We start from the raw sequence: 11,710 nt of genomic DNA, 5'->3' as shown, positions 1-11,710 counted from the left end.
CTAGAGTGAAAATTATGTCTGAACACAAAGCAATTAATACCATCTTGGTGGCGAACCGGGGCGAGATTGCCTGCCGTGTGATTCGCACCGCCAAGTCTTTGGGCTATCGCACCGTAGCGGTTTACTCCGAAGCCGACGCCAATGCTCTGCATGTGCAGATGGCCGACAAAGCAGTTTGCATTGGTCCTGCTGAAGTTGGCCAATCCTACTTAAACATGCCCGCCATTCTTGATGCGGTAAAACGCAGTGGCGCCGATGCCGTGCATCCCGGCTATGGTTTTATGTCTGAAAATGCCGAGTTCGCCGACGCCTGCAGTGCAGCCGATGTAACCTTTATTGGTCCGCCGGTAAAAGCTATCGATATGATGGGCAACAAACGTCAGGCCAAACTGGCCATGTTGGATGCAGGTGTGCCTTGTATTCCGGGCTACAGTGGCAGCGATCAAAGTGATGAAACCATGGTGCGCGAAGCCAACGAGATCGGCTATCCGGTTATGATCAAGGCCACCGCCGGTGGTGGTGGTCGCGGCATGCGAATCGCCCACAGTGAAGCTGAGATGCGAGACTTGATCAGCTCAGCACGTTCCGAAGCCGAAAACGCTTTCGGCAATGGCGAAATCATTTTGGAAAAAGCCATCGTTGAACCACGCCACATTGAAATTCAGGTGTTTGCCGATCAGCATGGCAATTGTGTTTATCTGGGTGAGCGTGACTGTTCCATTCAACGCCGTCACCAAAAAGTGGTGGAGGAAGCACCATCAGCCTTTGTAACACCGGAACTGCGCAAAGCCATGGGCGAAGCCGCCGTACGTACTGCCCAGGCCTGCGATTATATCGGTGCGGGTACTGTAGAATTTTTGGTTGATCACGAGCGTAATTTCTACTTCCTGGAAATGAATACCCGCTTGCAGGTAGAACATCCTGTTACCGAATTAATTACCGGAACCGATTTAGTCGCCTGGCAAATTAAAGTGGCGGCGGGTGAAACTCTGCCGAAAAACCAGGACGAGATTCAACTCAATGGCCACGCCATGGAAGTTCGTCTTTATGCAGAAGACCCGCGCCAAAACTTTTTGCCACAGACCGGCGATGTTGTCCTTTGGCGTCAGGCCGAAGGGGATGGTTTGCGTTGTGATCACATGCTGGCCGATGGCCAGGTGGTCTCACCGCATTACGACCCCATGCTCGCCAAGATGATCGCCTGGGGCGAAGATCGCGCCGATGCTACTCGACGTTTGAAGCGCATGCTGGAAGATTCAGTACTATTTGGCGTGGAAAACAACCGTCACTTTCTGGCCCGTGTCATTGATCATTCGGTCTTTAAAGACGGTGGTGCCACCACCGCGTTCCTGGCGGATCACTTCGCTGAAGACCCAAGCATGCAAGCCCTGAACGCCGAAGCCGACGACTGGGCACTGGCGAGTTTGATTCTGGCCGAGAGTAACAGCCAGCAACACCATCAAGGTGCACACTGGAGCAGCTTCAAGCATCACAGTGGGAACTTTAAATTACGACAGGCCGATCAGATTGCCGATATCACCCTGCACACGAGCGTTCAGCAGCAACAGCTGGGTGGTGAGATTGTTCTTCAGCTCCCGGAACAGGAAGCGGCCACCATTACCGATTTGCAACTGCTGAGCCTCAGCAACAACCGGGCACTCTTCAGCCGCAACGGCGTACAACAGAGCTGCTGGTACGCACTGAGTGACAAGGGTTTGCACCTGAGCACTGAGCGAGGTGATCTGCACTTTGATGATGTTTCCCGACTGCCTGCACTGGGTGCCGATCAAGCCGGCTCCGGTCAAATCAAAGCGGTTATGGATGGTGCCATTGTTGAAGTTAAAGCCGCTGTTGGTGACAACGTGCAAAAAGGCGACATCATCATGATTATGGAAGCCATGAAGATGGAACATCCCCTGAAAGCCGATGTCGATGGTGTTATCGGCAGCATTAACGTGCAACCGGGCGACCAGGTGAAATCGAAACAGTTATTGGCCGAAATACAAGCCAACGACGAGTAACAGTCTTGCGAGGAAACTATGTCAAACCTGAAAGGTAAAACACTCTTTATCACCGGCGCGAGTCGGGGCATCGGTCGCGAGATTGCACTTCGTGCGGCCAAAGACGGCGCCAATATTGTTATTGCTGCCAAGAGCGATGCACCCCATCCAAAACTTCCAGGCACCATTCACACCGTTGCGGAAGAAGTTCGTGCGGCTGGTGGCCAAGCCCTCGCGCTGAAAGTGGATGTACGCGATGAAGCCCTGATCAACGAAGCTATGGATAAAGCTGTAGCAGAGTTCGGTGGCATTGATGCGCTGATTAACAATGCCAGCGCAATCAATCTGACCAATGTTCAGGCGACCGAGGCCAAGCGTTTTGATCTTATGCACAGTATTAATACCCGCGGTACCTTGCTGTGTTCAAAAGCCGCAATCCCTCATCTGAAAAAATCAGACAACGGGCATATTATTACGCTGTCTCCACCGCTGAACTTAAACAAGCATTGGCTGGGCGGCCATATCCCCTACACCGTCACTAAGTACTCCATGTCCCTGCTCACACTGGGGCTGGCCGAGGAATTGCGAAATGACGGTGTTGCAGCAAACTGCCTGTGGCCCAAGACCACCATTGCCACCGCGGCGGTGGAGTTCGCCATCGATGATTCCCTGTTGGCAAAATCCCGAACACCGGAAATTATGGCCGATGCCGCTTACGAAATCCTGATCAGTAACAGCCAGGAACTGAGCGGCGAAACCATTATTGATGAGGACATACTTCGCGAGCGTGGTCACAGTGATTTCAGTAAATACTTGAATGACCCGGAGTGTACCGATCTGTTTATGGATCTGTTTGTCGATTAATTTCACAAACGACAAACAAATGTATCGATTACCAAGCCCGGACTGTCATCAGACATCCGGGTTTGCAGCGTTTAAGGATAAGCCGAGAAAACGCCTTGGTCCCAGTGGCCAAACACATCCCTGACAAGCCGTATACAGTTAATAATAACGGAGCTAATTGCGATGACCGACACCAGCCTAAACCAAAACATTATTGAACGCGTCGCCATGGGTGACATGCTACGTCGCCGAAGTCGAGAAGATGGCGACAAACTGGCTCTCGTGGATTTTCCCGGCGGGCAACGACGTGAGTACACGTATGCCCAACTGAATCAACGCGCCAATCAAATGGCTCATGGTCTGATCGCCAAAGGCATCCAGCAAGGTGAAAAACTCGCTCTGGTATCCAGCAACTGCAGTGATATGTTTGTGACCTACTTCGCCTGCTACAAACTGGGTGTCATTGTCGTTCCCATTAATTTTATGCAGAACCCGGACGACATCCGCTACAATTTGGAGCACAGCGAGACAGTAGCCGTAGTGTACGAAGATATCCTTGCCGGTGTCGTTCGCCCTTGCATGTCAGGCAATGAGAATATTCGCTTGAACATTCAAATTGGTTCGGAGCAAGGTGATTCCGACATCAGCATGGAGGATTTGATTGAGGGTCAGAGTGATGACGAAATTCTGGATCGTGTCATTCAGGATCGTGATACGGCTCATATGATTTACACATCGGGCACAACTTCGCGCCCGAAAGCAGTTGAAACCTCTCACTTATCTTTGGTAGTCGCGGCATTAACCGGTGCATTGGAGCTGGATGTCAAAAAAGAAGGTTGCATGCTACTGATCCTACCCTTGTTTCATTGCGCGGCCTTATCCATGTCTTTCCCGACTCTGCTGCGCAGTGGCAATATTGTTATTCACAAATCCTTTGATGTGGAAGCCGTGCTCGATGCAGTTGAAAAAGATAAGGTCGACAACGCGACCCTACTCCCCATGATGTGGAATGCTCTCACTTCATCACCCGGTGTTGAACAACGAGACCTATCGTCTTTTGAGCTGGGCATTTACGCCATGGCACCTATGGACGCCAACAGTCTCAATCGAGTGCGCGAGGTCTTCGGTTGTAAAATGCATCTGGGCAGTGGCCAAACCGAGTTCGCGCCGGCGGCCTGTTTGTTTATGGATAAAAGCCCAACGGAATTTGGTGAAGGCAATTACTGGGGCAGACCCGTAAGCACTGTCGAGCAAGCCGTTATCGATGACCAGGGCAATGAACTACCCCAGGGTGAGATTGGCGAAATTGTCTGGCGTGGCGCACAAGCCATGAGTGGCTATTACAAAAACCCGGAGGCTTCAGCCGAAGCCAGTCTGTTTGGCTGGCACCACAGTGGCGACCTGGGATTGATTGATAAAGAAGGCCAATTGCTCTTTGTTGACCGTAAGAAAGACACCATCAAATCCGGCGGTGAAAATGTCTCATCCATGAAAGTGGAACAATCGCTATTGTCTTACGGTGGCATACTTCAAGCCGCTGCCTTCGGGGTTCCACACCCGCATTGGGGCGAAGCGGTCTGCGCTTGCGTTGTCCCCAGTGGCGACAAGGAACTGGATGAGGAAGCGATTATTGAACACTGCAAACAGGAATTGGGGAACTTCGAGGTGCCAAAGAAGGTGGTTATCGCAGAAGCTCTGCCTTTAACCGGAACCGGCAAAGTACGCAAGGTTGAACTGCGCCAGCAGTATGAAAACCTGTTTCAATAACAACTGAAAGATGCTGGAGGCAGAGTAATCACTCTGCCTCCATACAGGCTTAGGCCAGTTCGCGCTTTCCGTAGAAGGCGTCGATCAAACCACCCACTTCCACATTTTCCGCAATTGCCTGACCTTCCAGAGCCGCTTTAATCGCAGCGATATCGTCTTCGGTCGCAGAGCCGTAGCGCTCACCGGAGGTCACAATGCCGTAGAAACGGCCTTCACAGTCACCCAGATTCACATACAGATCACGGGAACCCACCACTTCCACCAGCGCATCGAAGAACTGGTCATACTCTTCCTGAGACGCTTCTTTGATGTCACAGGCAAACTCAAAACCCTGAATCGCAAACTCATCCAGGTACAACTTCTTGCGCAGACGACGATTGCGCTTTGGGGAATCACTCATATTCCTAACCTTTTCAGTAAAAACTTAATCCGAAGTTCAAAATCGCCGCCATTATAGCGAAGACGCTCCCTATGTGTTGCTGTATTCCTGAACACCGCCCTATATTTCACCGCCAAGTCTTAAGCCAGGCTTATAAACCGCTTATTTTGACCGAGCTACCCATCAAATCTTAGGAAGCCCACGAACGAACTGGACTTTTCAGGGCTCGGCAAGTAAAAAGAGTCCACAATTAAAGCAAAAAGCCATTCTAATATGCTCGAACTCAATTCTGCTGTAATCACCACCTTTGTTCTTTATCTTGCGGTTATTCTGGGTATTGGCGTTTACGCCTGGTTGAAAACCCGGAACGCCAGCGACTATTTTCTGGGTGGCCGAAACCTGTCTCCTTTTGTGGCCGCCATCAGCGCTGGCGCCTCGGACATGAGTGGCTGGGTGTTGCTGGGACTGCCCGGCGCCGCTTATCTTTCCGGTTTGGACAATCTATGGATTGCTCTCGGCCTGCTGATCGGTGTCGCCGCCAACTGGATGCTCTGTGCCAAGCCCCTCCGTCAGGCAAGTCAGGAACTGGATGTCGTTACCCTGCCCAAATATCTACAGCAGAAATTCGATCCTGAGGGTCGCTTGCTACAAGCCATTGCCTCCATATTTATCCTGCTGTTCTTTCTGTTTTATGTAGCAGCTGGCTTGATTGGTGGTGGTAAATTGTTCGAAGCGGTATTTGGCCTGGATTATTATTGGGCGGTAATCGTCGGCACGGCCATCGTTATTTTCTATACATTGTTTGGTGGCTTTCTGGCCGTTTCCTGGACCGATGTTTTTCAAGGATTGTTGATGTCAGCAGCCTTATTAATGGTTCCAATTGCCGTGATGAATCAAGTCGGTGGCATCGATCCTTTCTTTGCCCATATTGAAAACATCAACCCCCATATGCTGAACCCCTGGACCGATAAGAATGGGGAAGCACTCAGTGCCATCGCAATCATCAGCCTGATGGGCTGGGGCCTGGGCTACTTCGGTCAGCCCCACATTCTGGCTCGCTTTAAAGCGATTGCCTCGGTAGACCAGGTCAAGAGTGCAACGGCGATCGCGTTGGTTTGGACCTTCTTTATTTTTGTAGGCGCTATCTTGATCGGGCTGGCCGGTAACGTGCAGTTTGATCAACCGATTCCTGACAGTGAAAAAATCTTTATGGCATTGGTCAGCGCCCTCTTTCATCCGGTTGTTGCGGGCATTTTATTGGCCGCCATTTTGGCTGCCATTATGAGTACAGTGGATTCGCAACTGCTGGTCAGCTCTTCAGCCCTCGCTGAAGATCTCTATCCCGTCATTCGCAAAGAACCTCTGACATCGGAACAACGCCTGCGTATCGGCCAATACGCCGTAGCCGGCCTTTCCATTCTCGCGGTATTACTGGCCATGGATAAAAACAGCAAGGTACTGGACGTGGTGTCTTACGCCTGGGCTGGGCTCGGTGCTTCTCTAGGGCCGGCTATTTTATTGAGTCTGTATTGGAAAGGAATGAACAAAAATGGCGCACTGGCGGGAGTACTTGTTGGTGGCATAACGGTCATTATATGGTCGCAGTTTAAACAGGAACTCTGGGGCTTATATGAGCTGATTCCTGCCTTTGTATTTTCCCTGATCAGCATTCTGCTCGTCAGCCAACTTACTCAGGCTGAACAGGCGCAGGAAGCTTAAATAACCATTGATTTGAAAAGTGAGATATCTGGCTGATATACCTGACTATCTCACTTTTCATATTGCCTGCTCTTTTTTCCTCTTTATTCTGCTTGCTGCCTTACCCTAGATAACGGTGATGAAAGCGTAGATGTTCTTCAATAAAACTGGCGATGAAGAAATAGCTGTGATCGTATCCCGGGTGCAGACCATACTCGACATCCACTAACTCTACTTTGGCAGCTGCCAAAAACAGCTCAGGCTTGAGCTGCTCAACGAGAAAGTTATCCGCTTCTCCTTGATCAATTTTTATGGGCAAGCGACAACCACGCTCTAACAACAAAGCCGTCGCGTCGTATTCTTCCCAGGCTTTTTGATCCACCCCCAGATAACCTGCCAGAGCTTTATGGCCCCATGGACACTGGCTAGGAGCACAGATCGGTGAAAAAGCCGACACGCTACGATACTGATCCGGATTTTTAATCGCGATGGTCAAGGCACCATGCCCCCCCATGGAATGCCCCATAATCGATGCACGACTCAAATCCAGTGGCAACTCTACAAGAAGCCTTGGCAGCTCATGTACCACGTAATCGTACATTTTGTAGTGTTTGTCGAACGGTGCTTGAGTCGCGTTTAAATAAAAACCCGCGCCCAGACCAAAATCATAGGCAGCACTTGGATCATCGGGAACTTGTTCCCCCCTTGGACTCGTGTCGGGGCAGACAATTGCCAAACCCAACTCGGCAGCGATGCGCTGGGCCCCAGCCTTGGTCACAAAGTTTTCATCCGTGCAGGTTAAACCGGACAACCAGAAAACGACCGGCACCACGTCATGCTGAGCCTGAGGTGGTAAGTAAACCGAAAACACCATGTCACAATCCAGGCAACTGGACTGATGTTTATACTGACGTTGCACGCCAGCAAAACTCATTTGTTGATTTAACAGCTCCATACGTAACCTCAACCTAGTACAGAATAACCGAGCGAATACTCTCGCCCTTGTGCATTAAATCGAAGGCTTTGTTGATGTCATCCAGTGGCATAGTGTGAGTAATCAAATCATCGATATTGATTTTGCCATCCATATACCAATCAACAATTTTCGGCACATCGGTTCGACCGCGAGCACCACCAAAAGCGGTTCCCTTCCAGGAACGCCCAGTGACTAACTGGAAAGGTCGTGTGGAAATTTCCTGACCCGCTCCCGCCACACCAATAATAAAAGACTCACCCCAACCTTTATGGCAACATTCCAGGGCTTGTCGCATGGTGTTGACGTTGCCAATACATTCAAAGCTGTAATCCGCACCGCCATCGGTAAGTTGAATAATATGGTCAACCACATTTTCAACCTCAGACGGGTTAATAAAATCCGTCATACCAAACTGGGCAGCCAATCTGGCTTTCTCAGGGTTCAAGTCAATACCGATAATTTTATTGGCACCGACCAGCTTCGCCCCTTGAATCACATTTAAACCAATGCCTCCCAAGCCAAACACAACAACGTTTGCGCCAGGCTCTACTTTCGCATCGAACGCTACCGCACCCACACCCGTAGTAACGCCACAGCCGATGTAGCAAATTTTTTCAAAAGGCGCGTCCTCACGAACTTTCGCGACCGCAATTTCCGGTAAAACGGTATAGTTTGAAAAAGTCGAGCAGCCCATGTAATGCAAAATAGGCTGACCATCCAGAGAGAAGCGGCTGCTGCCATCGGGCATCAGACCCTGCCCCTGGGTTTCGCGAATGGACTGGCAAAGATTGGTTTTGGGATGCAAACAGAATTTACACTGGCGACACTCCGGCGTATATAACGGAATAACGTGGTCACCTGGCTTAACACTGGTCACACCCGAGCCCACATCGACAACAACACCAGCACCCTCGTGCCCCAGAATCGCCGGGAAAGCACCTTCAGGGTCATCACCCGAAAGAGTGAACGCATCGGTATGGCAAACCCCTGTCGCCTTAATTTCCACCAATACCTCGCCCGCCTTAGGGCCTTCTAAATCAACATCTACAACCTGTAAATCCTGACCCGCCGCAAAGGCAACTGCCGCTCGTGTTTTCATCGCTGTTCCTTACACCGTTATTCAATATTATCAACTGCAAAAAGTTGACTATAGAGGAGTCAGCGGGAAATAACACTATGGAAAAGTCTAAAAGCAAGAAGAGGAGAAAGGGCTCTCAAAAGACGAGCCCGAGAAGCACAAAAAGGCGGGGAGCCCCGCCCCTTATCATTACTTCAAAGTAGCGTAATAAGCGGCCAGGTTTGCCATATCCGCATCGGACAGCAGACCAGCCTGAGCCTTCATGACAGGATCCGGGCGCTTACCCGATTTAAAATCTTTCATTTGTTTGAGCAGATACTGCTCTTTTTGACCAGCCAGATTGGGATACAGCGGAATCGCGCTGATACCATTGGCTCCGTGGCAAGCTGCACAAACAGCAGACTTGGCCTTACCCGCCGCTGCATCAGCAGCGTTTACCAGCGGGGCTATAGACATGGCGGCACCTAATACACATAGGGCTAACTTCTTCATGGATTACACTCCGTTTTTATCAAACAAATCACCTGGGCTTATGACAGCCCTTTATATTTTTAGCTTGCGGTTCCGGCGTTCAACGGCCACAATTATTAGAATTTGCTCATATTCAATGTCGCGAGCGAAGATGAATGGTAACACGCTGAATACCTACCAGGGGAAATCACTCAATCTTCACTAAGTAATGGCAAATACTGCTCACAACTATAGTAAGTTTCTGGAATTTAGAGGAAATTGACCCATCTCAAGGGGGACCTTATAAAACAAACATTATTATTAGGAATCTTCTGGCAGCAGGTAGTGCCTCGCCTTTCCTTTTGCTATGATGGCCCGATAAGCCAACAATAATACAGCGTACTTTTTTACCAAGTAGCGCAAAATTTAAACAGGCAGGCACCGCCAAAAGCGGGAAGATAAAAGACATAGAAAGTACCGATTGACCTTGCGCACCGCTAGGCAGTCCTTATTAGTCAAGACCTATATTTGCTAGGGATTAATGAGTAACAACAACAACGGCGATAGCTCCGAAAACAAGTGCCCGGAAAAGAACAAATCCATTCTTGAGCAGTTGTTTAACGAACATGCCCCGGGCTTGGTTCGATTTCTTGCCCGTAAAACCCGCAACCAAGAAGACGCTGAAGATATTGCTCAGGGTGCTTTCTTGCGCATTCAAAAGCTGGAAAATCTTGACCAGCTGGATAACCCTCGCGCCTATCTCTATCAAACGGCCTCCAATCTGGCCATTGATCAACTGCGACGAGCCAAACTCCACCGAGGCTATCTGCAGAGCGAAACTCCCACCGCTCCCGAAATAGAAGAATCCTCCGGCAACTATGTTGATCAGGCGACCCCGGAAAGACTCCTTTCCGCCAAAGAGGAGCTGGTTCAAATCGAAGAAACCATCTCTGACCTCCCCTTTAAGGCCCGACAGGCTTTTCTGCTTCACCGAACTAAAGGGCTGGCCTATAGCGATATTGCCAAAGAAATGGGGGTATCCGTAAGTTCGGTCGAAAAATACATTTTACTCGCCCTCCGACAATGCCATCAGGCCCTCAAACACTAAAATACCTCCCATTTCCTACCGTTAATCCCGCCGTTAATCCGACTCACCGCGAAATTTAAATTTTTTTGAATTAAATGATGCGGAAAGTGTCATATTAACCGTCTAAGCTATGTGTAAACCGGAACAATTGGGAATACAAGAAAACGAATGCCAAATTATATTTTGAGCAATCAGCAAATTACCAATTTTTCTACCTTGATATTTGAAAACTAGAACCAGTTACGCGACATATGACCTAAAATAAAAGTCTCTTGTTGCAAGGAATAGCCGTGACCCCCGAACACAGCGGCGCCATAAACGGTGCCATAGACCAAAAGCTGCTTGATCAAGCCGCTTACTGGATAGTCAGATTACGCTCTGACCGCTGTGCCGTGTCCGACAAACAACGCTTCTCCGACTGGCTCGAAACCGACCCACAGCATGCCGAAGCTTTTGATCAGGTATTAGACACCTGGCAAGCTACAGCGTTTGCAAGCAACAAGGTCGAGCGCGAAACCCAAGTTTCCAAGTCTTTTAGCTGGCAATACCTTGGCGCCGCAGCCGCCTCTGTTTTAATGGCCGCTGCCGTTATCTTCTGGCAGGCCAACCCCGGCAATGTTTACCAGAACAGCTACAGCACCGCTCGGGGAGAATTTGCGGAAATTGAGCTGCCAGACGGCTCAAGTATCGAACTGAACACCAATTCTACGCTGGATGTTTACTTCGATGACGACTCTCGCCTAATCAGCCTCCATAAGGGCGAAGCTTACTTCGACATCAATAGCGACAGCGCACGCCCCCTTAGCGTTGATTTGGGCGACGCCAAAGTCAATGTTGTCGGCACCGAATTCAACATTCGCAAGAAAAGCGAAAGCAGCCATATTATTGTAACGGAAGGCCGGGTGCGCGTTTCCGAGAAAACCGGCCACGAACAAATTGCCGGTAACAAAGCCCTCGTGAGCGAAGGGCAGCAGATTAATGTCTTCAAGCGTACCGGCCTTGGCCTGGTTATGCCCAAGCAAGACAGCCAAACCATTAACTGGCGCAAGAAGACACTGGTGTTTCAGGAAACCAAACTGCAACAAGCTCTTGAAGAGCTGAACCGCTATTTGATTGAACCTGTCGACACCAGCGACGAAAGCCTGCGCTACTCTCTGGTTTCCGGCACTTTCAGCCTGGAAGAGCCGGACACCACCCTGGCCGCAATCATCCAAACCTTTGCCATTCAACAAGAGTTGACGGATGACGGCAAAACACGGCTGTTTATCAAATAGCGCCACCCATCTTTTCAATGTGCGTTGATACGCGCCATATTTGAGCTATTGCCTCAATTCAGTTATAAATGTGATCTTGTTTGTACTTTTGTATACAAAATAGCAGTGCGCCTTAATACCATAGCACGGAGCCATGAGCTTAAAGGCGCTATAATAGC

General features: G+C 49.8%; 10 protein-coding genes. 6 read left to right on the top strand and 4 right to left on the bottom strand.

The genetic code is table 11. From position 1 onward, the window contains the following. Window positions 1–14 precede the first annotated feature (14 nt). From G8768_RS08125 to G8768_RS08115, 3 genes are all read left to right on the top strand, one after another. A complete protein-coding gene (locus G8768_RS08125) occupies window positions 15–2,021 on the top strand; it encodes an acetyl/propionyl/methylcrotonyl-CoA carboxylase subunit alpha (protein ID WP_166848714.1) in 2,007 nt (668 codons plus the stop codon). A gap of 18 nt (window positions 2,022–2,039) precedes the next feature. Beyond that, the gene (locus G8768_RS08120) at window positions 2,040–2,864 is read left to right on the top strand and encodes an SDR family oxidoreductase (protein WP_166848717.1); all 825 of its coding nucleotides are present in this window, start codon (window positions 2,040–2,042) and stop codon (window positions 2,862–2,864) included. 162 nt (window positions 2,865–3,026) lie between these two features. Further along, window positions 3,027–4,610: a class I adenylate-forming enzyme family protein gene (locus G8768_RS08115; RefSeq protein ID WP_166848720.1), complete on the top strand. Its 1,584-nt coding sequence runs from the start codon at window positions 3,027–3,029 to the stop codon at window positions 4,608–4,610. Between the two features lie 49 nt (window positions 4,611–4,659). Here G8768_RS08115 and G8768_RS08110 read toward each other — a convergent pair whose 3' ends face one another. Then, on the bottom strand, window positions 4,660–5,010 hold the full coding sequence (locus G8768_RS08110; RefSeq protein WP_166848723.1) for a YggL 50S ribosome-binding family protein: 351 nt from the start codon (window positions 5,008–5,010) through the stop codon (window positions 4,660–4,662). A 252-nt stretch (window positions 5,011–5,262) separates the two neighbouring features. Here G8768_RS08110 and putP point away from each other — a divergent pair, with 252 nt between their 5' ends. Continuing rightward, window positions 5,263–6,708: a sodium/proline symporter PutP gene (putP, locus tag G8768_RS08105; protein ID WP_166848726.1), complete on the top strand. Its 1,446-nt coding sequence runs from the start codon at window positions 5,263–5,265 to the stop codon at window positions 6,706–6,708. A 100-nt stretch (window positions 6,709–6,808) separates the two neighbouring features. Here putP and fghA read toward each other — a convergent pair whose 3' ends face one another. The 3 genes from fghA to G8768_RS08090 all read right to left on the bottom strand — a co-directional run bounded on the left by fghA (window position 6,809) and on the right by G8768_RS08090 (window position 9,197). Further along, the gene (gene fghA / locus G8768_RS08100; protein WP_166848729.1) at window positions 6,809–7,642 is read right to left on the bottom strand and encodes an S-formylglutathione hydrolase; all 834 of its coding nucleotides are present in this window, start codon (window positions 7,640–7,642) and stop codon (window positions 6,809–6,811) included. Between the two features lie 13 nt (window positions 7,643–7,655). Next, window positions 7,656–8,762 carry an S-(hydroxymethyl)glutathione dehydrogenase/class III alcohol dehydrogenase gene (locus tag G8768_RS08095; RefSeq protein WP_166848732.1) on the bottom strand — a complete coding sequence of 369 codons (1,107 nt, stop codon included), beginning with the start codon at window positions 8,760–8,762 and terminating at the stop codon, window positions 7,656–7,658. 168 nt (window positions 8,763–8,930) lie between these two features. Next, window positions 8,931–9,197 (bottom strand): c-type cytochrome, encoded by a 267-nt coding sequence (locus G8768_RS08090; RefSeq protein WP_243749376.1) that lies wholly within the window; start codon window positions 9,195–9,197, stop codon window positions 8,931–8,933. A gap of 535 nt (window positions 9,198–9,732) precedes the next feature. On the opposite strand from G8768_RS08090, the gene G8768_RS08085 reads away from it, so the two are divergent. Further along, entirely contained in the window at window positions 9,733–10,299 is a 567-nt protein-coding gene (locus G8768_RS08085) for an RNA polymerase sigma factor (protein ID WP_166848739.1), read from the top strand. Between the two features lie 269 nt (window positions 10,300–10,568). Next, the gene (locus tag G8768_RS08080) at window positions 10,569–11,552 is read left to right on the top strand and encodes a FecR domain-containing protein (RefSeq protein ID WP_166848742.1); all 984 of its coding nucleotides are present in this window, start codon (window positions 10,569–10,571) and stop codon (window positions 11,550–11,552) included. The last annotated feature ends 158 nt before the right edge of the window (window positions 11,553–11,710 follow it).

Origin of the sequence: Pseudoteredinibacter isoporae, from assembly GCF_011602085.1 — a bacterium.
GTDB lineage: Bacteria > Pseudomonadota > Gammaproteobacteria > Pseudomonadales > Cellvibrionaceae > Pseudoteredinibacter > Pseudoteredinibacter isoporae.
The sequence above is the reverse complement of the archived record's forward strand: the minus strand, read 5'-3'. Positions and strand labels throughout refer to the sequence as shown.